Raw genomic sequence first — 22451 nt, 5'->3', positions numbered from 1 at the left:
TCTGCCACGTTTTCGCCCTGAACAAATACCCTGTGGGGAGTCATCATCGATGCGTCTGAAAAAAGCGGGCCTATCCCTTCTCATGCTCGCCGGAACTGCCCTGTGTGCGCCGCTCGCTCACGCCGAACCAACGGTGAAGGTCGGCGTTCTGCAATCGCTCTCCGGAACGATGGCGATCAGCGAAGTGCCGCTGGAGAACGCGGAACTTCTCGCGATCGACCAGATCAATGCCAAAGGCGGCGTGCTCGGACACAAGATCGCGGTGATCAAGGAGGATGGGGCGTCGGAGCCGGCAACATTCGCCCAGAAGGCGACCAAGCTTATCCAGCAGGACCACGTGGTGACAGTCTTCGGCGGATGGACCTCGGCCAGCCGCAAGGCGATGCTGCCGGTCTTCCAGAAATTCCACAGCCTGCTGTGGTACCCGGTCCAGTTCGAAGGGAACGAGTGCTCGCCCAACATCATGTATTCGGGGGCGCAGCCGAATCAGCAGGCGCTGCCCGCGCTGACCTGGGCGGAACAGAAGGGCTACAAGCGCTACTTCCTACTCGGGTCGGACTATGTGTATCCGCGCACGGCGAACCTGATCCTGCGCAAGCACATCATCCACGACAAGCTGAAGGTCGTCGGCGAGCAGTACGTTCCGCTCGGCGGGACCGATTTCAGCGGCGTCATCGCCAAGATCGAGCAGAGCAAGCCCGATATCATCATCAACACGCTGAACGGCGATTCCAATGTCAGCTTCTTCAAGCAGCTCAACGCCGCCGGCATCAGCACCGACAAACTGCCGATCATGAGTTTCTCGATCGCCGAGCCGGAAGCGAAGGCGATGGGGCCGAGCCTGCTCGCAGGCAGCTTCACCGCGTGGAACTACTACATGAGCCTGCCGAACCAGATGAACCAGGCATTTATCAAGGCCTACCAAGCGAAGTTCGGCAAGGACCAGGTGGTCGACGACCCGATGGTCCATGGCTACGAAGACGTCTACATCTGGGCGGCGGCGGCGGAGAAGGCGAAGAGCTTCGATCCGAACAAGGTGCGTGCCGCGGCGGTGAAGCTCGGTTTCATGAACAGCCCGCTTGGCGAGGTAAAGTTCGCGCAGAACCAGAGCATGGTTCAGAAGGCCTATATCGGGGAGCTCAAGCCCGACGGGCAATTCAAGATCGTCTGGAGCTCGCCGAAAGAAATCGAGCCACAGCCCTACGATCCGCTCACCTTCCCAGGCAAGAGCTGCAAGCTTCACTGACATGACCTGATAACGGTCCGGCCGGAGCAGGTGATCGCCCTCGGGCCGGACCGGATGTCATCCCGATGACGGAACCGCTACCATGACCGAGACGGCATTCTTCCTGGGGCAGATTTTCAACGGCATTTCGGTCGCCTCGCTCTTCGTGCTCGCGGCACTCGGCCTCGCCCTGAGTTTCGGGCTGATGCGGGTGATCAACATGGCACATGGCGAAATGCTGATGCTGGGCGGCTATCTCGCCTATCTGACGCTGCATGTCGTGCCCGGGCCGCTCGCAATCCTGGTCGCGATGCCGGTGGCTTTCCTGGGCGCGGCGCTGATCGGCGCCCTGTTGGAGTGGAGCGTGATCCACAGGCTGTCGAGCCGCCCGCTCGATACGCTGCTCGCGACCTGGGGTGTCAGCCTGATCCTCCAGCAAGGGGCACGCAGCCTGTTCGGGGCCATCGGCGTCGAGGTGGTCGCACCGCGCTGGCTGGACAAGGCAATCCGGATCCAGCACGGCCCGCTCGCCGGTCTCGCAGTGCCGGAGGCACGGCTCTTCATCCTCGCTCTGACCGCGGCCGTGCTCGGCGGCATCGCGCTGCTGCTGACGAAGACGCGGCTCGGGCTGTATGTCCGCGCGGTCAACCAGGACCGGCCGGTCGCGAGTGCGACGGGGATCGACGCGAGGCGGATCGACCTCATGGTGTTCGCCCTTGGTACCGGCATCGCCGGCATGGCAGGCGTAGTGCTGGCCCTGCTCGGCCCGGTCACGCCGACGGTGGGGCAAAGCTATATCGTACCGGCCTTTCTCGTCGTCATTCTCGGCGGCCTCGGCAGCCTGACCGGCACCACGATCGCGGCCTTCATGGTGGGCATGATCTCTGCACTGGCGCAGATCTTCGTCGATGTCAGCGTTGCGCAGGTGCTCATCCTGGTCTTCGTCATCCTGTTCCTCCAGGTGCGGCCGCAGGGCGTAATCGCGATCCGCTCGCGCGCGCTGGAAAGCTGAGGGGGATGCCATGATCATCGAAACCATCCGCACGCGTCTGGCCGATCCGGGGGCGCGCACCCCGCTGCTCATCGGCCTCGCCGTCGTGGCGTTCGGCCTGGCGGCACCCTCACTCGTCTCGTCCTATTCGCTGACACTGCTCGCGCGCTTCCTCGCCTATTCGATCCTCGCCCTCGGAATCGGGCTGATCTGGGGCCAGGGCGGCGTTCTCAGCCTGGGACAGGGCGTGTTCTTCGGTCTCGGCGGCTACATGCTGGCGATGCATCTCAAGCTCGCCGGGCACGCGGCGAACGACCTGCCGGACTTTATGGTCTGGAGCGGGATCGCCACCCTGCCGCTGGCGTGGGTGCCATTCCGCTCGGCGCTGGTCTCGGTGATCGCGGTAATCGCGGTGCCGGGCCTTGTCGCTGCCGCATTCTCCTGGCTCGTGTTCCGCCGGCGGGTGGGCGGCGTTTATTTCGCGCTGATCACCCAGGCGCTGGCGCTCGCCTTCTCGACGCTGCTGGTCAGCCAGCAATCCCTGACCGGAGGGTTCAACGGGCTGACCAATTTCTCGCGGCTGTTCGGCTTCAGCACCAACTCCAACGGGTTCGGCGTCGGGCTCTACTACGTCACGCTTGGATCGACGATCGCCTCCTACCTGCTGCTTCGCTGGCTGATGGCGAGCCGGTTCGGCGCCGTGCTCCGGGCCACGCGGGACGGCGAGAACCGGGTGCGATTCCTCGGCTACGACCCAACACCCTACAAAGTCCTTGCCTTCACCATCGCCGGCATGCTCGCAGGGCTCGCGGGCGCCCTGTTCACCCTTGCGGCCGGTGTGATTTCGCCGGCGATGGTTGGCGTGATCCCTTCGATCGAGATGGTCGTCTGGGTCGCGGTCGGCGGCCGAGGCGCGCTGTGGGGAGCGGTCGCCGGCACGCTGCTGGTGAATTTCGCCAAGGACGAGATCAGTAGCGCGCTCCCATCCGCCTGGCTCTATGCGCTCGGGCTGATGTTCGTGCTGGTCGTAACCTTTCTGCCCGAGGGGATCGCGGGTCTCGTGCAGCTGCGAGGACTGGCAACTGGCTGGCGCCGGCTTGGGCTGGCCCTCCTGCGCCCGCGCAACGCGGAGTGAAACGAGATGGTGATGCGTCCACCTCCCCTGCTCCGCGTCGAGGGCGTGAGCGTCGATTTCGACGGATTTCTGGCCCTCGACAATGTCAACTTCGTGGTGGAACCGGGCGAGCTGCGGATCCTGATCGGACCGAATGGCGCCGGCAAGTCGACACTGTGCGATACGATCATCGGCCGCGTGCGGGCAACCGCCGGGCGGATCCTGTTCAAGGATAAGGCGATTACCGATCTGCCGGAGCACGAGATCGTCCGTCGCGGAATCTGCCGCAAGTTCCAGGCTCCCGGGGTGCTGCCCAATCTCAGCGTCGCGGAAAACCTGCTTGTGTCGGCGCGCCGAGATCGCGGCTTGTGGCAGAGCCTCTCCTCACGCGTGCCGCCGGACGAGACGGCACGCGTCGCGGACATCCTCGAACGGGTCGGCCTCGCCGACCGCGCCACCGTTGCCGCCGGCAGTCTCGCGCATGGCGAGATGCAATGGCTCGAGATCGCCATGGTCATGGCGACGAACGCCGACCTGTTGCTGCTCGACGAGCCGACCGCGGGCATGGGCAGGAACGATACCGCGCGGACGGCGGCGCTGATCCGCTCGCTTGCCGGGCGGCATGCGGTGGTGGTGATCGACCACGACATGAGCTTCGTCGAGGCACTGGACGGCCCGGTGACGGTGCTGCATCAAGGCAGGATATTGCGGGAGGGCAGCGTTTCCGACATCCGCGCCGACAAGGAGGTCGAGGCAGTCTATCTGGGGAGGGCGAAGGATGCTGCTCACGCTTGATCGGGTGAGTGCTGCCTATGGCCGCTCGCAGGTGCTCTGGGACGTCGATCTCGCCGTGCCGGATGGCGGCGCCCTCGCGCTGGTCGGCCGCAACGGTGTAGGGAAGACAACGTTGCTCAAGACGATCGTCGGTATCAAGAAGAGCATCTCGGGCCGGATCAGCTTCGGCGGCACCGAGATCACGACAGCGGCGCCGCATCTGCGCGCGCGGGCGGGCATAGGCTTCGTGCCGCAGGGGCGGCATGTATTCCCGCAGCTCACCGTCGCCGAGAACATCGCGACCGGCCTCGCCGCGCTGGATGGCCGCCCGGACCCCAGCCGACGCGTGCCCGACTATGTGTTCGACATGTTCCCCAAGCTCGCGACCATCGCCTCGCGCAAGGCGGGGCTTCTCTCCGGTGGTGAACAGCAGCAGCTTGCGATCGGGCGGGCACTTGCCGGGCAGCCGAAGCTGCTGCTGCTCGACGAGCCGACGGAGGGGATCCAGCCGAACATCGTCCAGCAGATCGAGGAGGCGCTCAGGCGGATCCGCGACCAGCTCGGCGTGACGATCGTCATCGTCGAGCAGTATCTCGATTTCGCCTGGGGTTTCGCCGACCGTTTCGCGGTGATGCAGCGCGGCCAGATCATACGCGAGGGAAGCACGAGCGAGGAGAAGGCCGACGACGTCGCGCATCTGGTGAACATCTGAAGCGCGGCCAACGCTTGGGTGTTCAGCGGCTCATCGCGTGCACGGCGAGTGCCGCGGCGGAGGCTCGGTTCTCCACGCCGAGCTTAGTGAAGATCTGTTCGAGATGCTTGTTCACCGTGCGCGGGCTGATGCCGAGAATGTCGCTGATGTCGCGGTTGGACTTGCCGCGCGCGATCCAGATCAGCACCTCGGCCTCGCGCATTGTCAGCGAGAGATAGTCACGCAGGAATGCCTCGTCCTGCCCGGAGCCGGTTTCCTTCATGCGGAACAGGAACTCGTCGGGCGCGGTGCGACTCAGATACGATATCGAGACGGTCCTGTCCCCGACGGCCAGCATGGTTTCACCGAGCGGGACCGCATGCGGTTCGGCGAGCAGCCGCACCAGCGGGGGCGGCAGTACGAACCCCGCCGCACCGCGCGCCGGATCGGCGCCCGCGAGCAGCGGCTCGGCCTGCGGCGTGCACCAGATCAGCTTGCCTTCCCGATCGACCGCGATGAGAAAGCGGCCGGTTGCATCGAGTGCGGATCGCGCGCGGCGCGCGGTCCGCGCATTTTCGAGATGCACGCGCACGCGGGCAAGAAGTTCGTCGACCACGATCGGTTTGGTGACATAGTCGACACCGCCGGCTTCGAGCCCGCGCACGACATCGCCGGTATCGGCCAGGCCGGTCATGAAGATCACCGGCAGCGGCGCGAGAACCGCGTCCGTCTTTATCTGGCGGCACGTCTCGAAACCATCGAGCCCGGGCATGACCGCATCGAGCAGGATCAGATCGGGGGTGATCCGGTGCAACAGCCGCAGCGCACTGGCGCCGTCGGTCGCGACCAGAGCCGCCATGCCGGCGGCCTCGACCGCCCTGCGAACGAACCCCAGCGTTTCCGGCGAATCGTCCACGATCAGAACCGTATCGCGGCGCTTGATGCTGTCAGGCTCCGGCATCGTTCTCCGCATCCTCAAGCCATGCCTCGATCAGTGTGGTGAAGCGGGTGAGGGCGAAATCGCCGACCAGCGCCCCGAGATAGGCGACCGTCCCGGCGCGGTCTGGATCCTTCCGCGCAATTTCGGCCAGCTTTTCCTCAAGGCCGGTGAGATAGCCAATCCGGCCGAGTTCGAGAAGGTCGCGCAGATCCCCCGCCGCGAGCGGTTCCGGAGCCACCGCCGGTGCTGCGGCGGGAGGCGGTGTCGCCGGAGGAGCACGCATCACCGGCTCCGAAGGCGCTTCCGCTTCGGTGGGCGCCTCGATCCATTCGATACGGAGCAGGTGGCCGATGGTCTCGTGGAGGGCGCGGATATCCAGCGGCTTGGCCAGAAAGGCATCATGAGCGGTAGCACAGGCGGCCGCGGCGGGCAGTTCGTGCAGGTTGCCCGAGAGCATGATGATCGGCATCTCCCTGCCCATGGCGTCCTCGCGAAGGCGGGACGCAAGCTCCCAGCCTGACATGCCCGGCATCGAGACATCGAGAATCGCGAGGTCCGGTACGATGGCGCGCGCACGCGACAGGCCGCGCGCGCCATCTGGCTCGGCAAAAACTGCGAAGTCGAGCGGATCGAGGATTTCGTGCATGAGTTCGACATGCGCCGGGTCGTCGTCGACGAGCAGGATCGTGCGGCGCGGGCCGCGATAGCCGGCGATGCGCCGGTCGGCGGGGGCAAACACATCGCCGGCTTCAGCCTCGGACAACATCAGCCGCAACCGGAACCGGCTACCCTGTCCCTCGATGCTGGTCACGGTGATCTCGCCGCCGAGGACGTTGGCAAGCAGCTTGCTGATGGTCAGGCCGAGCCCTGTGCCGGCAACCACATGCGCCGCCGGAAGATGCCCGCGCTCGAACGGCTCGAAGATCCGGTCGATGTCCTCGGCGCGAATGCCGCAGCCAGTATCCTCGATCTCGAAGATGGCAACCTGGCTGCGGATGCGGAGTCGGAGGCGGACATGGCCGGAGGCAGTGTATTTGATTGCGTTCGACAGCAGGTTCAGCAGGATCTGGCGCAGCCGGTTCGCATCGGTATGGACGAGTCGAGGCAACAACGAGGGCCGGTCGTCGATGAAGGCGATCCCTTTCGCCGCGGCCTGGAGGCGGAACATGTCGACAATCTGGTCGAGGAACTCGGCGAGATTGATGCGGTCGCGGTGGAGCTGCAGCGAGCCGGTCTCGATCTTGGAAATATCGAGCAGCCCGTCGACGAGATTGGAAAGATGCTCAGCGCTGCGGCGGATAATGCGGGCGGCGTCCTGCGGGTCGAGCGTGCCGGCGCGCTCCAGCAGCTGGGCATAGCCGGAGATCGCATTCAGCGGCGCGCGAATCTCGTGGATGACACCGACCATATAGCGACTTTTGGCGATGTTCGCGGACTCTGCCGCCTCCTTCGCGGCCTGGAGTGCGGCGTCCGTGCGTTCGTGCGCGGCGATCTCGTCCATCAGCATCGAGGTCTGGCGCGCGCTCTCGGCCTCGGCGGCGCGGCGGCTCGCCTGCGCCAGGACCAGCACCCAGGCGATCACGCCGGCAATGATGAAAAGAGCGAGGAAGACGATCCAGAGCGTGGTCGCGATGGTCTCGCGCTCTGCCGGGTCGATCGCACGGTATTCCAGGCCGATCAGCAGCAGGAGCGCCCCGGTCGCAAGCGTGAGCAGGGCGAAGACGGCGAGGAACGAGGTGATGCGACGGTCGATCCGGTCGGCTACCGGAGCGGGTAAGACGCTTGCGGCGGCGGCGCGCACGCGCGTGCTAAGGAGGGTCTGCCAGGGCGCGGCCGGTTTGCACATGTCGTGGCAGCGGGCATCGAGCGAGCAGCAGAGCGAGCAGATCTCGCCGCCATAGGCCGGGCAATGCGCCATGTCCGGCGCCTCGAATGGGTTTTCGCAGACGATGCAGCGCCGCGGTGACGGCGTGGCATCGTCCGCCGCGGACGTACGGGCGATATAGGTGCGGCCGCGCGTCGCGATGGCGATCGCGGGGGCGGCAACGAGGGCGACAACGAGGCCGGCGAAGGGGGCCAGCGCGTGGGCGGCGGCGCCGAACCCGCCGAGACCCATGACGGTGGAGGTGAGAACCGACAGCCCCATTGCGCCGATGCCGACAGGGTTCACATCGAACAGGTGTGCCCGCTTGAACTCGATCCCCGGTGGGCTGAAACCGAGCGGTTTGTTGATCATCAGGTCGGCAGCAAGCGTGCCCATCCAGCCGATCGCGAAATTCGCGTAGAGGCCTAGGATGCTGTCGATTATCCGGAAGATGCCGATTTCCATCAACAGCAGGGCGAGCAGCACGTTGAAGATCATCCAGACCACGCGGCCCGGATGGCTATGGGTGAGCCGGGAGAAAAAATTCGACCAGGCGATCGAGCCGGCATAGGCGTTGGTGACGTTGATCTTGATCTGGCAGGTGACGACGAAGACCAGCGTCAGGGCGCCAGCCAGCGCCCTATGCCCGGTGATGTCGAGAAAGGCGAGATGATAGAGCGTTGCCGGCTGGGTTGCCTCAGTTGCCTCGATTCCATGGGTCACGGCGAGATAGGCGAGGAAGGAGCCCGCAGCCAGCTTGGCGCAGCCGATCACGACCCAGCCCGGGCCGGCGAGCAGCATGGCGCTCCACCAGCGAAACGTTCCGGTGTCGCTACGTTCTGGCAGGAAGCGCAGATAATCCACCTGCTCGCCAATTTGGGGCAGGAGCGAGAGCAAGACCGATGCGGCCATGCCGAACGGGATCAGCGCAAGCCCGTGCCCAAGCTCATGTCCGGCACCGATGCCTGCGAAATCGCGCCAGCCCCCGAACAGGGATGTCTGCCGCCAGGCGAACCAGACTAGCGGGCCGAACTGGAGCAACAACCAGAGCGGCTGGGTCCAGACCTGGAGCCGGCTGATCGCACGAAAGCCGAAAAAGGCGATCGGGACGACAATGAGGGCGCTCATCACGTTGGCAAACCACGGCGGGATGCCGAGCACTTGATTAATCGCGACCGACATGATGCTGGCCTCGATCGCGAACAGGATGAAGGTAAACGAAGCATAGATCAGCGAGGTGACCGTCGAGCCGATATAGCCGAAGCCCGCGCCACGGGTGAGCAGATCCACATCGACACCATAGCGTGTGGCGTACAGGCAGATCGGCAGGCCGAGGATGAACATCACTATTCCGACCGCGAGAATCGCCGCGATCGCGTTGTCGAACCCGAAGCTCAGCGTGATCGCGCCGCCGATCGCCTCGCAGGCGAGGAAGGAAATCGCACCGAGGGCGGTATTGCCGACGCGAAAGGCTGACCAGCGCCGGGCATGGGACGCCGTGAAGCGCAGCGCATAATCCTCCATCGTGTCATCAGCGACCCATTGGTTATAGGCGCGGCGCGGTGGAATGATCCGCTGGACGGATGTGCGGGAGGTGCGCGCGGTGCTCAAAATCGGGCATTGCCCGGCACGGCCCGCTCCTGCGGGAAGGCGACGCCGTCACGATGGTCTGTCGGTTCGGTCATTGTTTTCTCGCTCAACCCGCCAGAACGCGCTTCCGCGGTGATGGAAGGGCCAGGGCACGAAGTGTAGCGCGAAACCGCCAGCGGGAGCGAGGGCGCAGGTGGTGCGTTCAGGCATTCGCGGCATCGGGTGAGTCATTGTATGGATCGGCCGCGCCGTCCGGTCTCGCCGCGAGGAGGCTCGACATCAGCTGGAAGTGCGCGGCTGCATGGCCACTTCGACGGTCGGGATATGCTGCCCGCCGCCCCGAATGACACCGCGCACCGGGCTGACATCGTCGAAATCCCGCCCCCAGGCGAGGGTCGCGTGCTCGCACCCCACCACGATGTTATTGGTCGGGTCGAAATCCACCCAGCCGCGTCCGGGACCGGTCCACAGCGAGACCCAGGCATGGCTTTGTTCCGCCCCTCGCGTCGCCTCACCCGAGCGCAGCCAGCCGGAGACGTAGCGGCACGGCAAGCCGAGCACACGCAGCGCCGCCAGCATGACGTGGGCATAATCCTGACAGACGCCTTCGCGGCGCGCCAGCGCCGCTGCCGCCGTGGTCGCCACCGAGGTCACGCCCGGACGATAGGTGAAGCGTTCATGGATCGCCTGCATCATGGCCAGCCCGACGCCGAACGCATCGCCCCGCCCTGCCGCAGCGTCGTGCGCAAAGGCTGCAATCGCTGCATCCGCGCGGGTCAGCGCCGTCGTCACCGAAAACTCCGCAATCTCTGCCGCCGTTGCGCCACACGCCCTTCCGCCCGCAGCCGTGGCGTTCCTCGCCGCCGGCGCCTCGACCTCGATCACGGCCCGAAGCGTAATTTCGAGCATATCGTGTGGAGCGACAAGCACGATCGTCGTCAGCGCATTGCCAAAATAATCGATCTCCTCGAAACGGAAATCCGGCACCGGCAGGATCCTCAGACACGCCTCCCGCACATGCTGCCCGGAACGGGTACGCGGCAGCAGATGCAAGAGATGCCGCGCAAACAGGCTAGGTTCGGAGTATTTATAAAGCGTGCGATGGGTCAGGTCGTAGATCACGCTGGTGCTGCTCCATCACGATGCTGGCAGCTCGCCGGCGGCGCGAACAGGCGCCCCGTCAGCGCGCTGGAGAGATCCGCCGCCCGCGCCTCGACGGCCGCCAATGCCGTTCGCGGCGACGCCGAACCCGCCGCAGCCTTCAGCGCGACGCCGATGGCTCTGGCCTCCGCCGCTTCGGCCGCCGCGTCCAGCCGCTCGAAGCCCTCGGCCAGTGCGATCGCCTGGAAAAGCAGGCTGCGCGGATAGGCCGGATCTGCCAGTAGCAACCGAAGCGCCGTATCGGGTTCGGGGATGCCGCCGTAGCGCTGCTCGCAGGTCATCCCCGCATCGATCAGTTCGATCGCCAGCGAAGCCCCCGCAGCCAGCCGCCCGCCTTCCTCTTCGAGCAGGATCGCGAAACTGCCCGCCAGCCCGAACAGCCGTTCCAGACGCTGGCCGAGCGTTGCGAACAGGAGTGCTCCGTCCCGCGCCGCGTCCTCGCCGATCACGCCGGCACAAGTGGCGGCGAATCCGAAGATGGCCGGCACTAGCTTCACGAGGCCGGCTGCCCGCGCGGCCAGCACCCGTTCCAGCGCGCCCTCGATCGTGGCCAGCATCGTCGGGCTGAACCGGTCGGACGTTGCCGCAAGAAGTCGGCGCACCGCCTCAATCAGCGGTGCGAACACCGCCTCGCCCCTGATCGCCTCGCGCAATTGCCGCGCGGTAACGTTGCGCCCTGCGAGATCGGGGGAGATCAATTGCTGGCGTGCCAGGCACCTGAGGAGCAGCTCGCGCTGAAACTGTTCATGCGGCAGTGCGCTTGACTCCGCCAATCCGCTCTGCGCCAGCGCGCAGAGGCGCCCCGCCGCCTCCAGCCGTTCGACCGCACGGCCGAGCCAGAACAGATCGTCCGCGGCACGGCTCGGCAAGACCGAGGTCGCCGCCCGCGCGAGGCTGACCGCGCCGCGGACAGGCAGGCGTGGCATTTCCGCGTCCTCGCCGCGATCGACCACCCAGACGTCTTTCATGTGCGTCATCCCGTCCGGTCCCTGTGCAAGGCCCAGCCCGCCGGGCAACGCAACCCAGCCGGTCGAGCCACAGTGCAGCGCGAACAGGCGCAGCACACATGCAGCCTCTCCCATCGCCGCACTGTCCGACTCAGGCGCCAGGGGGACGATCGGCAGATCTGCCCCAGCCCCGGCACACAACATCATCGGCTCACCGAATGCCGCCTCGTGCGCCGCGCCGATAGCCACCTCGATACTGGCGGCGATGGCTGGCTCGTTGATGACCCCGCTTCCCGGCGCATTGAGCATCGCCAGTTGCTGGCGCCGGAGCGCACCCAACACCCCGGCAATGCCGGCTGCTGGGTTGCCGCCCTGCTCCAGCGGATCGATCGCCGATGCCGCCATACGCCGGATCAGCAGCCGCACGGGCCGGCTGCCCGTGAGCGTACGGAATTCGGGCGCCTCGCCGAAACAGTCCAGATCCGCAGGTCGCAACCGTGGCGCGCCGATCGCCCGGGCTAGCAGCGCGGCATCGGCCCCATCATCCGCAGCGCTTTCTGCCTCGCCCTCCAACAGCGCGACAAGGCCGCCGCCCGCCCAGTGCGCGAGGTCTTCCCGCCAGCGTTCGATCACCGGCCCCCGCCCGACCAACGTGACCGACCGCACCAGTTCGGGCATCGCTGCCCCGGTAAAGCGGCGCAGCGCGATCGCATGGCCGAGTCCAGGCACGATATCGACATGGTCGCGGAGCACTACAGCGCCACCCACGGCGTCGATCGCGAGGTCGGCGGCGTAGAGCGCCAGCCGTGGTGCGACGAGCCCCGCATCGCCAACCATCTGTCGCAGCCAGCCATCGGCCGCCGACAGCGTGGCCGCCGATACGGTGCCCGCCGCAACGAGGCTGCGAACGGAGTATAGATCGTCGATCGCACCCCCCAGGAGCGCTGCCCGGCGGCAAAGGGCTCGCCCGAGCCGCGCGGCTAACCCACCCGGCAACATGACCGGCAACGGGTCGTATTCCGGCGCGCGAGCGACGCCCGGTAGCTGGACGGCGGCCATCCGCCGCAGCGCCGCCTTGCGCGCCGCCAGCTCCCGCGTCCCCAACGTCATCGCGAAGGGGAGAAAGCGCCTTGCGGGATTGGTCCCGGTCACGTTGCGCGCCGCTTAAGCACCATCATCCATCGTTTCAGCATATCAGAATCGTCGATCATCGGAGAGGTCATCGTGGGTTATTGCCGAGCGCTCCAAAGGCATGTCATACTTGATATGAGGATAGCAGATAACGCCAGAAAGACACGGCCTAGCGCAGCGCAAACGTCATCGCGCCGGCGGCCGGCGACAGATCCGCCCGAGCCCCGGCGCTGAAACAAGCGGAGGTAGCGGTACTTATGGCGCATACGGGGCTGACAGAAGCCGATATCCCTGCTGATCTCTTCGCGCGCTACAATCCGGGCGGCTTCTTTTGCGAACTGACCCATCCGCGTCCAGATGATGGTGACGTTCCGGCTCTTCTGCGTCGCCGCCTGTCTCATATCGGGTTGGAGGCCTTGCGCAGTCGCGCCGAGGCGGCGGAAACCGAGCTGATCGATCTCGGGATCACATTCACGGTCTATTCCGACAGTACCGCGATCGATCGCATCCTTCCGTTCGATTGCATACCGCGCATTCTTACGCCGTCGGAATGGAAACATATCGAGGCCGGGGCGATCCAGCGCGTCGCCGCAATCAACGCCTTCCTCGGCGACATCTACGGTGATGCGAAAATCGTGAAGGACGGTGTCGTTCCTGGCGATCTTGTCTTTCAGAACCCCTGTTTCCGCCCGGAGATGATCGGGTTTCCGATCCGACATGGAAGCTATGTGAATGTCTGCGGGATCGACATCGTGCGCGACGAGGCCGGCACGTTCCGGATCCTGGAGGACAATGCCCGCACGCCGTCCGGTGTATCTTATGTGGTCGAAAACCGGCACCTGATGCTTCGCGCCTTTCCCGATCTGGCCGCCGGCATGCGTCTCCGCCCTGTCGATGATTACGGCTATCGTCTGCGGGCCGCGCTGGAAGAGATGGCCCCCGTCCCCGATCTCGAGGCGCGCGCGGTGCTGTTGTCGCCCGGCATCTATAACTCGGCCTATTTCGAACATGTCTTCCTCGCGCGCGAAATGGGTATTCCGCTGGTCCAGGGGTCGGACCTCAATGTCGAGAACGCGCGTGTTTACATGCGCACAACGGCCGGCCCGCGCCCGGTTCATGCGATTTACCGGCGCCTGAACGACGATTTCCTCGATCCCACCGTTTTCCGACCGGATTCGATGCTGGGCGTTCCCGGACTGATCGATGCATGGCGGGCTGGCAATGTCGCCATCGCCAACGCCGTCGGGACCGGGGTCGCCGACGACAAGGCGATCTATGCCTACATGCCCCGCATCATCCGTTACTATCTCGGTGAAGATCCGATTCTGCCCAATGTCGATACCAATATCTGTCGGGAGAAGGATGCGCTCGCATACACGCTCGATCATCTGGATGAGCTGGTGGTCAAGCCGGTTGGCGAATCCGGCGGATATGGCATCACCGTCGGCCCCCGTGCCAGCCGGGCGGAGCTCGAGGCAGCTCGTGCCGCGCTGCTCGCCGATCCGGCAAACTGGATCAGTCAGGGGATGATCCCGCTCTCCGTCGGCCCGACGCTGACGGATGATGGGATCGCGCCCCGCCATGTCGATCTCCGTCCCTTCGTCGTAACCGGTCGCGACAGCTGGGTTCTGCCCGGCGGTCTTACCCGCGTTGCACTCAGGCGCGATTCGCTGATCGTCAATTCCTCCCAGGGCGGCGGTTCGAAAGACACCTGGGTGCTCGCCGACCAGCCCGGTCGCGCGGCGGCCAACTGACATGCGCGCCGAGCCCGAACTCCTCGCCCGCGATGCCGAAAGCCTGTTCTGGATGGCACGCTATCTGGAGCGGATCGAAAATCTCGCGAGACTTATCGACGTGACCCAGAGCTTTGAAAGCCCCGGTCGCGAGGCCGATGCGTGGTCCGCCCTGCTCGCCATCAATGACGACGCCCAACGACTGGCCGAAGCCGGGGCGGATGTGTCGCAGTATCCCGATATCGTAAGGCGCTTCTATCTGCTCGATCGCGAAAACCCGACGGGCGTGCCCTATTGCCTCGCCGCGGCACGAACCAACGCGCGCACGCTGCGGTCCCTGATCTCCACCGAGATGTGGCGCCAGATCAACATGTTCCATCGCTTTGTAAGTCAGATCGAGCCTGGCGCCCTGGATGGCGACAGGCTTTCCCGTCTCTGCGTCCGGCTCAAGGAAGCCGTGCAGGCCCATACCGGCATCACTGAGGGGACGATGTATCGCGGCCAGGGCTGGCATTTCTACATGCTGGGCCGGCTGATCGAACGGGCGGACCAGACGACGCGCCTGCTCGACATCAAATATCACCTGCTTTCGCCGCGGGCAGGAGAAACCGGCAAGGTCATCGAGATTACGCAATGGTATGCAGTGTTGCGGGCCGCAGCCGGGTATCACGCGTTCCGCCAGCTCTCCTCTGCCCGCGCCTCGATCGGGGATGTAGTCAGTTTCCTGTTGCGCGATCCGTCCTTTCCGCGCTCGCTGCTGCTCTGTGTTCGCCGGATCGAGGCGCATCTCGGCGATCTCGCCCGGCTACATCATCTCCAAGGCCTCGGCGATCCGCTCGAACAGGCGGAGTACCTGCGCGAGTATGTCTATGTCGCGCCAACACAGCGCCTGCTCGCCGGCAATCTTCACGACTATCTGGACCAGGCTCAGCTCCTGTTGATGGATCTTGCTGCAAGTCTGGGCCGCCTGTACTTCCGCGACTGGCGGCCCGCCCCGGCGGCGACACAGGACGCACAGGGCTGATACGATCACCCCTGCTTGGGAACCAGGCGCGTGGGGGGGGGGCAGGTATCAGCCGGGCGGCGCGCCCGGGGGACTCCGGCCCGCAATCCTTGCCGCGGCCCGGGCGCGCCGGATCGCGGCCAGAAACAGTCCCGCCAGCATCAGCGCGATCGCCATGCCGAGCTCTGACCAGTGGGCGGCAAGCAGCGCCGCCGCCCGCGAGAGCCCGTACCCGAACGAAGATTTCATCAGACCGATCAGTTCCACGCCGCCGATGATCACGGCGGTGACAGCGGATACCAGCGTCAACGTGACGTTATACCGCCGCCGGACCCGCCCGTCGCGCAGCGCCCAGCCATAGGCCCGCGTCATCAGCGCGCTGTCGGCGGTATCGACCAGCGACATCCCAGCGGTGAACAGCGCCGGCAGCGCCATCAGCCGCCACGCGGCAATCCCGTGCGCCGTCCCCGCGGCCGAGAGCGCGAGCAACCCGATCTCCGTCGCGGTGTCGAAGCCGAGGCCGAACAGGAACCCGATCGCATACATGTCCCGGCTCCGCCGCACGAGGCGGAACAGCGGCCGTGCCAGCCAGCTCAGCACGCCTCCAGGCGCCGCGGCGCCGCGTGTCTCCGCCCGCAAGGCCACGAGATTCGCTCCGGCGATCAGCGCCAGAAACCCGACCGAGACGATCGTGCCGACCCACGCACCATAGCGCGTCACGCTGTCGAGATGCCCCCGCAGCGCCCCCGCCCCGAACGAGACCGCCGCCGCCAGCAGCACGACGACGCTCGAATGCCCGAGCGAGAAGAACAGCCCGGCGAGGCTCGCTGCCCGGCCGCGCCCGGCCAGCCGCCGCACCGCATTGTCGATCGCCGCGATATGGTCCGCGTCCATCGCGTGCCGCAGTCCGAACAGCCAGGCCAGCCCCGCCATGCCGAGCAGCCGCGGTGCCCCGCCGAACGCAGCCGCCGCCCAGATCCAGGCCACGACATTGGCGGCGCCAAGCCCCCACAAAATCCGCTGCACAGGAATGGTCGCGCCCAGCCGTTTCTGTCCTTTCGCCTCCATCCGGCCCCCTCGACATCCCGCCGGCATGCGGATTGCCGTCATGTCGCCTAAAAGATCGCTGGGTCCTGCAAGGGCTGTCAATCATGACCATCAGCCGGCAACTGAAACGGGGCATTTTTCGCCAGACCGGAACCGCCGCCACCGCGTTACGGTGGCGGGCATCGTGGCGTCGGGTGCGGGACGCGCTTTTGTTCACGCATGACTGATCATCCACGGACGCCGACCGGGAAAGGACTTGTTCGCAGTTGCGCCGTCGGCCTTCGTCTTGGGTTTGCAGCAGCCGCAACCGGCCGGGTGACGGCCGCTCCGTCGGCTGGTGTCCGGAGCATGGGCACTCCGCTCGTTGACCGCGAATGCGGTGCGGCGCGCAGCCGAGAGTGTCGTCAGCATTGGTGCCGAGATCAGCACCCGCTCAGCCGAGGCGCCGCATCCCGGACAGGGCTGACAGCGCTTGTATTCTGCCATCGGCGCAAGCGCCTCGAACGTGCCGCAACTCTTACATTCGTAATCATAGACCGGCATGGCATGATCCTCCGTCAGAGATCGGGCGCAAGCAGGACGTCGGCACCGCCGAGGGCCTGCACTGTCGGACCTTCGGCGCCGGGGTTGATGTCGAAATCGAAAATCTCGGTTGGCAGATACAGGGTCGCGCAGGCGTTCGGGATATCGACGACGCCCGAGATGTGCCCGTGTACCGGTGCGGTCCCGAGAATGGCATAGGCCTGGGCCGGAGAGTACCCGAACTTCGTCAGATAGTTGATCGCGTTCAGGCAAGCCTGCTGATAGGCCACGAACACGTCGAGGTAATGCTGGCCGCCGTGATCATCGACGGAGATACCCTCGAAGATCAGGAAGTCGTTATAGTCCGGCTTGATCGGGCTCGGCTTGAAGATCGGGTTCTTGATCCCGTATTTCGCCATCCCACCCTTGATCAGGCTGTGGACCCCGAGATGAATCCAGCCAGGCATCTCGATCGCGCCACAAAAGGTGATCTCGCCGTCGCCCTGGCTGAAATGCAGGTCGCCCACCGACAGCCCGGCACCTTTTACATAGACCGGGAAATAGACGCGGGCACCGCGGGAAAGGTCCTTGATGTCGCAATTGCCGCCATGTTCGCGCGGCGGCACGGTGCGCGCACCGGTCGCCGCGGCGGCGGTGCGTGCTTCGCCGGTGAGCCGACCCATGTGTGCGGTGGACGGAAACGGTGGATTGGCCAGCGGCGGCACACGCGTCGGGTTGGTCGCGATGAGTGCGTTCTCCCGCGCATTCCAGGTTTCGAGCAGCTTCGCGTCCGGCAGGCAGCCGATCAGGCCCGGATGGATCAGCCCGGCAAAGCGCACACCCGGGACGTGTCGTGAGCTGGTGAACATTCCCTTGACGTCCCAGATCGATTTCTGGGCCTGCGGGAAATGGTCCGTCAGGAAGCCACCGCCGTTCTGCTTCGAGAAGAAGCCATTGAATCCCCACTCATTACCGGGGAGAGTCCCGATGTCGAGAATGTCCACGACAAGGAGATCGCCGGGCTCCGCCCCCTCGACGGCGACCGGACCGGAGAGGAAATGGACGGTGCTCAGATCAATGTCGCGCACATCGGCGGCGCTTTCGTTGTTCTTGATGAACCCGCCGGTCCAATCGAAGCATTCGAGGATGAAATCGTCGCCAGGTTTGACCGTGGCCACCATCGGGATATCCGGATGCCAGCGATTGTGGATCATGTCGTTGTCGTAGGGCGAACCGGCAAGGTCGACCTTGATCAGGGTTTCCGTCACGGAATGCTCCTTTTATGTGCTGCAAAATCTGCACAGACCGTCGACAAAATCGGGCCGGGATTGAATACGGCGTTCGCCGTATATGCATAAGCACTTCCGCGGGTGATGAATCAGTCAACGATCCGCCACGTCATTCCACCGAAGCGGCGAGATGGTTGTCAGGGGAGGATACGCCGCAGGACCGAAAGGACAGCGCTTGAACGTGCGCCAGCGTATCACGCCCCCGAGACGGACCTACAATCAGTGGGTCGGCAACGAGACGATGGAGGATTACGCTCTCCGCTTCACGGCCAATCGGGCGCGCCGCTTTTCACCTGGCCGCGTTGCCGACACTGCGTTCGGTGCGACCGCCTTCCTCGCCCTTGAGGCGATCGGCGGTACAGTCACACTCGCCTATGGCGCCAGCAACGCAATACCGGCGATCATCGTCGGCGCACTGCTCATCGGACTGACGGCAGGGCCGATTGCCGCGGTCGCGGCACGGGCCGGGGTGGATATCGATCTTCTGACCCGCGGCGCCGGCTTCGGCTATCTCGGTTCGACCATCACCTCGCTGATCTACGCGTCGTTCACGTTCATATTCTTCGCGATAGAAGCGTCGATTGTTAGCGGGATGCTTGCCTACTGCTTCGGCGTCCCCGCCTGGCTGGGCAACATCGTTGCCGCGCTCGTGGTGCTGCCCATGGTGGCGTTTGGCATCACTTTCATAAGCCGGTTTCAGTCTCGCACCCGCAGTGCATGGCTCGTTCTCAATTTCATGCCGCTGCTGGGTCTGATGATTGCCGCTGCCGCCGGCAGGCTCGATCTCGGTGTCTGGCACAGCTATGGTGCGCCGTTCGACCCTCTCCACTTCGGAGCGGCCCTCTCGGTTATTATGTCGTTGGTGGTCCAGATCGGCGAACAGGTGGATTTCCTGCGCTTTCTGCCATCACCGCGGCCTGGCGGGCGCATCCGCTGGTGGAGTGCGGTTGCGCTTGCCGGGCCCGGCTGGGTGGTGCCAGCGGTTATCAAACTGCTCGCCGGCTCACTGCTTGTCGTCCTCGCGGTACACAGCGGGGCCGGGCGCGCCGCGGGCCAGCCAGTCGTGATGTATCTCGTGGCGTGGCAGACGATCCTGCCGCCCGGTATCGGCAGGGTGGCTCTGCCGCTTACGGTGGCGCTCGTGCTCGTGGCGCAGCTGAAGATCAACGTCACCAATGCCTATGCGGGGTCGATCGCCTGGTCGAACTTCTTCTCCCGCCTGACCCACCGCCATCCGGGGCGTATCGTCTGGATGGGGTTCAACGTGTCGATCGCGTTGCTGCTAATGGATCTTGGCATCTACCATGCCATCGAGCCGATCCTCTCCTTCTACTCGGTGTTGGCCTGTGCTTGGGTCGGCTCCATCTTTGGCGACCTCGCGATCGCCAAGCCGCTCGGGCTTGCGCCACCGGCAATCGAATTCAAGCGCGCATATCTCTATGACCTCAACCCCGTGGGGCTCGGAGCGATGCTGCTCGCGGTGACGGCGGGTGGAATCGCGATGCGGGGGGTGATGGGCCCGGTCCTGCATGCGTTTGCGCCGGTGCTGGCGCTCGCGACCGCGATCCTTGCAGCCCCCGCGATTGCCGCGGCGACCGGTGGGCGGTTTTACCTCGCCCGGCGCGCGCCACCGGATCATGCCGGGGGGGCAGAGTGCCAATGCGGCGTCTGCGCCAAAGAGTTCGAGATCGCCGACATGGCCCATTGTCCTGTGTATGCGGCGCCGATTTGTTCGCTATGCTGCTCGCTGGAGGCCCGCTGCAACGACGCCTGCAAGCCGCACGGGCGCTACGGCGCGCAACTGTCCTCGATGCTGGCACCAGTTCTTCCAGGCGTCCTGCGTCGGCACCTTTCACCGCCGCTCATGCGTTTCATTCTTGTGTTCGTGACCTCATGCGGCTTCCTGGCACTGGTTCTGTTGACGCTGGTCTGGCTCGCGCAGCCGACAGACCCGGATGCCGCCGCCCTGCTTGTGCTCACTGGCTGGCATGCTTTCTTCGTGCTCGCGATCATCGCAGGCGTGGTGTCGTGGCTGTTTGTATTGGCCCGCGAATCCCGCCAGGCGGTGGAGCAGGAGGTCGAGCAGCAGACTGCGCTTTTGCTTGCCGAAATCGAGGCTCATCGCCGAACCGACGCTGAGCGGGCGCGCGCCTGCGAGGTTGCCGAAGCTGCCAACCTGGCGAAGAGTCGCTTCGTCGTTGGTGTCAGCCATGAATTGCGCTCGCCGCTGAACGCGATCCTCGGCTATGCCCAGCTGCTCGAGATCGACGGCAGCCTCCCCGAAGGCGTTCGCCGCAAGATGCTGATCATACGCCGCTCCGGCGAGCATCTCTCCGGCCTGATCGAGGGGCTGATGGATATTGCCAAGATCGAGGCCGGTCGGATCGAGCTTGAGCGCCAGCCGGTTCGCCTGCACGAGTTCCTGACCCAGATCGCCGATATGTTCAGCTTGCAGGCGGCAGGGCGCGGCATCACCTTCACGTTCGACTGTCCGCATACGTTGCCCGAAACGGTCATGACTGACCCAACGCGGCTGCGCCAGATCCTGATCAACCTGTTGTCGAACGCGATCAAGTTCACCCGGGAAGGCGAGGTCCGGCTCACCGTCAGGGTGCCGGGCGAGGTGGCCGAGTTCATGGTCAGCGACACCGGGCCAGGGATCGCCGATGCCGATGTCGCGCGCATCTTCGAGCCGTTCGAGCGCCTGTCGGCCGGCGATGGCGCGGCGCCGCCCGGGATCGGGCTGGGCCTCACGATCACGAAGCTGCTCGCCCAGATCCTGGGCGGCGAAGTGACCGTAACCTCGTCGCCTGGCTGCGGCAGCCGCTTCACGTTGCGGCTGATGCTTTCGCACCGCGGCCCCGGCGTCATGGTCGCTTCACCCCGGCCGGTCTTCACTGGCTATGTCGGACGCCGTCGCCGCATTCTGGTGACGGACGACAACGTTCTGCACCGCACCCTGATCGTGGATGCGCTGGGCCCTCTCGGCTTTGATGTACTGACGGCGCCGGATGCCGAGGGATGTCTGCGTCTCGCGGCATCAGCAAACCCCGACCTGTTCATCGTCGATCTTTCGATGCCCGACATCAGCGGCGCCGAACTCGCTGCACGACTTCGCGCAAGCGGTCACGAGTCGACGCCGATTATCCTGCTATCGGCCGACGCGGGTGAAATCGTGCGCCGGCGAAAGGCCCCGCATCCGTTCTACGACGCGCTTGCCAAGCCGGTAGACCTCCGGTCGCTGCTGGCAACGATCGGCGCCTCGTTGCGCATCGAGTGGACGTCCGACCAATCCGAGCCCCTGCCGGCTGGCGCCGGGAGCAGGCCAGACCTCTCGCGGCTGGCACCCTACGCCGTTGATCTGCGTCGCCTCGCCGAAATCGGATTTCTCCGTCCCTTGCGGGCGCGGCTTGACGAAATCGCCGACAGCGATCCCGACCTGGCGGCACCGGTCGGCGTTCTACGTGCCAAGCTCGATGCCTTCCGGCTGGTCGAATTGGCGGGGCTGCTCGCCTCTCTCGGCGGGGAAGTAGAATGAGTTTCCGCCCGACAATCCTCGTCGTCGATGACGATCCTGCGATGCTCGGCCTGCTGAGCGAGACGCTGGAAAAGGCCGGCTACAATGTGCTCGTCGCTCTACAGGGCGAGATGGCGCTTGCGGTGATGGCGCGCATCACGCCTGACGCCGTGATGCTCGACGCCATGTTGCCTGGCATCGACGGTTTCGAAACATGTCGGCGGATGAAGCAGATTCCGGGGTGCGGCCTCGTGCCGGTCATCTTCATGACCGGCCTCACCGAGACTAACAACGTGATCGACGGATTGCAGGCTGGCGGCGTCGACTATGTCACCAAGCCGGTCCGGCCGGATGAAGTCGTCGCGCGGCTCAAAGTACATCTTGCCAATGCAGGGCTCACCCGAAGCGTGCAGGCGGCAATGGATGCGTCTGGTCGCTTCCTCCTCGCGGCCGATCGCGGCGGGCAAGTACTGTGGAGCACCCGACAGGCAGCTGAATTGACCGGACTCGGCGCTGGCGAAAGGCTGCCGAAGACGGCGGCCGACTGGCTGACCGAGCGCATCGCCCGTGAAGTCAGCAGCGAGACCCGGCTGCTCGACCCCGGCGGGCGCGCGGTGGAACTCGTGCTGCTTGGCCAGATTGGTGCGGATGAGTTTCTGCTCCGTGTCACAGTCGAGGATGTGGCCGGCGATCTCGCGCGGCTCCGGGCACATGCGGCGCTGACGCCGCGTGAGGCTGAGGTGCTGCTCTGGCTCGCGCGTGGCAAGTCGAACCGCGATATCGGGACAATCCTCACGGTAAGTCCACGTACGGTCGACAAGCATCTCGAACAGATATTCGTCAAGCTTGGTGTCGAGAACCGCGCGACTGCCGTCGTCGCCGCTCTCAAGGCGCTCGGGTCTACGTAGCCCC

At 65.4% G+C, this 22451-nt stretch carries 16 protein-coding genes; 9 read left to right on the top strand and 7 right to left on the bottom strand.

Going from position 1 to position 22451, the window contains the following annotated elements; translation table 11 throughout:
- Positions 1 to 49: 49 nt before the first annotated feature.
- From urtA to urtE, 5 genes are all read left to right on the top strand, one after another.
- Positions 50 to 1246 carry an urea ABC transporter substrate-binding protein gene (urtA, locus tag HUW10_RS13525; RefSeq protein WP_174503978.1) on the top strand — a complete coding sequence of 399 codons (1197 nt, stop codon included), beginning with the start codon at positions 50 to 52 and terminating at the stop codon, positions 1244 to 1246.
- Positions 1247 to 1328: 82 nt separating this feature from the next.
- Entirely contained in the window at positions 1329 to 2237 is a 909-nt protein-coding gene (urtB, locus tag HUW10_RS13520) for an urea ABC transporter permease subunit UrtB (RefSeq protein ID WP_174503977.1), read from the top strand.
- Between the two features lie 10 nt (positions 2238 to 2247).
- Positions 2248 to 3351, top strand: coding sequence for an urea ABC transporter permease subunit UrtC (gene urtC, locus HUW10_RS13515; RefSeq protein ID WP_174503976.1), 1104 nt, complete (start codon positions 2248 to 2250; stop codon positions 3349 to 3351).
- A gap of 12 nt (positions 3352 to 3363) precedes the next feature.
- Positions 3364 to 4125 (top strand): urea ABC transporter ATP-binding protein UrtD, encoded by a 762-nt coding sequence (urtD, locus tag HUW10_RS13510; RefSeq protein WP_174503975.1) that lies wholly within the window; start codon positions 3364 to 3366, stop codon positions 4123 to 4125.
- A complete protein-coding gene (urtE, locus tag HUW10_RS13505) occupies positions 4109 to 4816 on the top strand; it encodes an urea ABC transporter ATP-binding subunit UrtE (RefSeq protein WP_174503974.1) in 708 nt (235 codons plus the stop codon). Before urtD ends, urtE begins: the two co-directional genes overlap by 17 nt.
- 22 nt (positions 4817 to 4838) lie before the next feature.
- Here urtE and HUW10_RS13500 read toward each other — a convergent pair whose 3' ends face one another.
- The 4 genes from HUW10_RS13500 to HUW10_RS13485 form a co-directional block, all read right to left on the bottom strand.
- Complete coding sequence (locus HUW10_RS13500) at positions 4839 to 5756, bottom strand: response regulator (RefSeq protein WP_174503973.1); 918 nt, start codon at positions 5754 to 5756, stop codon at positions 4839 to 4841.
- Positions 5743 to 9210: an ATP-binding protein gene (locus HUW10_RS13495; protein WP_236656392.1), complete on the bottom strand. Its 3468-nt coding sequence runs from the start codon at positions 9208 to 9210 to the stop codon at positions 5743 to 5745. Before HUW10_RS13495 ends, HUW10_RS13500 begins: the two co-directional genes overlap by 14 nt.
- A 258-nt stretch (positions 9211 to 9468) precedes the next feature.
- Positions 9469 to 10311: a transglutaminase family protein gene (locus tag HUW10_RS13490; protein ID WP_174503972.1), complete on the bottom strand. Its 843-nt coding sequence runs from the start codon at positions 10309 to 10311 to the stop codon at positions 9469 to 9471.
- Positions 10308 to 12449 carry a circularly permuted type 2 ATP-grasp protein gene (locus HUW10_RS13485; RefSeq protein WP_174503971.1) on the bottom strand — a complete coding sequence of 714 codons (2142 nt, stop codon included), beginning with the start codon at positions 12447 to 12449 and terminating at the stop codon, positions 10308 to 10310. Before HUW10_RS13485 ends, HUW10_RS13490 begins: the two co-directional genes overlap by 4 nt.
- A gap of 236 nt (positions 12450 to 12685) precedes the next feature.
- Between HUW10_RS13485 and HUW10_RS13480 the strand changes: the two genes are divergently transcribed.
- Both HUW10_RS13480 and HUW10_RS13475 read left to right on the top strand, forming a co-directional pair.
- On the top strand, positions 12686 to 14182 hold the full coding sequence (locus HUW10_RS13480) for a circularly permuted type 2 ATP-grasp protein (RefSeq protein ID WP_174503970.1): 1497 nt from the start codon (positions 12686 to 12688) through the stop codon (positions 14180 to 14182).
- Position 14183: 1 nt separating this feature from the next.
- The gene (locus HUW10_RS13475; protein WP_174503969.1) at positions 14184 to 15185 is read left to right on the top strand and encodes an alpha-E domain-containing protein; all 1002 of its coding nucleotides are present in this window, start codon (positions 14184 to 14186) and stop codon (positions 15183 to 15185) included.
- A 48-nt stretch (positions 15186 to 15233) separates the two neighbouring features.
- Here the strand turns inward: HUW10_RS13475 and HUW10_RS13470 are convergent, their stop codons facing one another.
- The 3 genes from HUW10_RS13470 to fmdA form a co-directional block, all read right to left on the bottom strand.
- Positions 15234 to 16232, bottom strand: coding sequence for a HoxN/HupN/NixA family nickel/cobalt transporter (locus HUW10_RS13470; RefSeq protein ID WP_174503968.1), 999 nt, complete (start codon positions 16230 to 16232; stop codon positions 15234 to 15236).
- Between the two features lie 192 nt (positions 16233 to 16424).
- Positions 16425 to 16754: a zinc ribbon domain-containing protein gene (locus HUW10_RS13465; RefSeq protein ID WP_174503967.1), complete on the bottom strand. Its 330-nt coding sequence runs from the start codon at positions 16752 to 16754 to the stop codon at positions 16425 to 16427.
- A 14-nt stretch (positions 16755 to 16768) separates the two neighbouring features.
- Positions 16769 to 18001 carry a formamidase gene (gene fmdA / locus HUW10_RS13460; RefSeq protein ID WP_174503966.1) on the bottom strand — a complete coding sequence of 411 codons (1233 nt, stop codon included), beginning with the start codon at positions 17999 to 18001 and terminating at the stop codon, positions 16769 to 16771.
- 202 nt (positions 18002 to 18203) lie between these two features.
- Between fmdA and HUW10_RS13455 the strand changes: the two genes are divergently transcribed.
- Both HUW10_RS13455 and HUW10_RS13450 read left to right on the top strand, forming a co-directional pair.
- Positions 18204 to 21560 (top strand): hybrid sensor histidine kinase/response regulator, encoded by a 3357-nt coding sequence (locus HUW10_RS13455; RefSeq protein WP_236656519.1) that lies wholly within the window; start codon positions 18204 to 18206, stop codon positions 21558 to 21560.
- A complete protein-coding gene (locus HUW10_RS13450; protein WP_174503964.1) occupies positions 21557 to 22447 on the top strand; it encodes a DNA-binding response regulator in 891 nt (296 codons plus the stop codon). Before HUW10_RS13455 ends, HUW10_RS13450 begins: the two co-directional genes overlap by 4 nt.
- The last annotated feature ends 4 nt before the right edge of the window (positions 22448 to 22451 follow it).

The sequence above is a fragment of the Acidiphilium sp. C61 genome (assembly GCF_905116885.1).
Classification (GTDB): Bacteria; Pseudomonadota; Alphaproteobacteria; order Acetobacterales; family Acetobacteraceae; genus Acidiphilium.
The sequence above is the reverse complement of the archived record's forward strand: the minus strand, read 5'-3'. Positions and strand labels throughout refer to the sequence as shown.

What these genes read in the sequence shown, in the direction of transcription:
- urtC (WP_174503976.1), top strand. Translation starts at nt 2,248, where the DNA reads ATGATCATCGAAACCATCCGCACGCGTCTGGCCGATCCGGGGGCGCGC.
- HUW10_RS13500 (WP_174503973.1), bottom strand. Translation starts at nt 5,756, where the DNA reads ATGCCGGAGCCTGACAGCATCAAGCGCCGCGATACGGTTCTGATCGTG.
- urtA (WP_174503978.1), top strand. Translation starts at nt 50, where the DNA reads ATGCGTCTGAAAAAAGCGGGCCTATCCCTTCTCATGCTCGCCGGAACT.
- HUW10_RS13480 (WP_174503970.1), top strand. Translation starts at nt 12,686, where the DNA reads ATGGCGCATACGGGGCTGACAGAAGCCGATATCCCTGCTGATCTCTTC.
- urtD (WP_174503975.1), top strand. Translation starts at nt 3,364, where the DNA reads ATGCGTCCACCTCCCCTGCTCCGCGTCGAGGGCGTGAGCGTCGATTTC.
- HUW10_RS13465 (WP_174503967.1), bottom strand. Translation starts at nt 16,754, where the DNA reads ATGCCGGTCTATGATTACGAATGTAAGAGTTGCGGCACGTTCGAGGCG.
- HUW10_RS13470 (WP_174503968.1), bottom strand. Translation starts at nt 16,232, where the DNA reads ATGGAGGCGAAAGGACAGAAACGGCTGGGCGCGACCATTCCTGTGCAG.
- HUW10_RS13475 (WP_174503969.1), top strand. Translation starts at nt 14,184, where the DNA reads ATGCGCGCCGAGCCCGAACTCCTCGCCCGCGATGCCGAAAGCCTGTTC.
- urtE (WP_174503974.1), top strand. Translation starts at nt 4,109, where the DNA reads ATGCTGCTCACGCTTGATCGGGTGAGTGCTGCCTATGGCCGCTCGCAG.
- HUW10_RS13450 (WP_174503964.1), top strand. Translation starts at nt 21,557, where the DNA reads ATGAGTTTCCGCCCGACAATCCTCGTCGTCGATGACGATCCTGCGATG.
- urtB (WP_174503977.1), top strand. Translation starts at nt 1,329, where the DNA reads ATGACCGAGACGGCATTCTTCCTGGGGCAGATTTTCAACGGCATTTCG.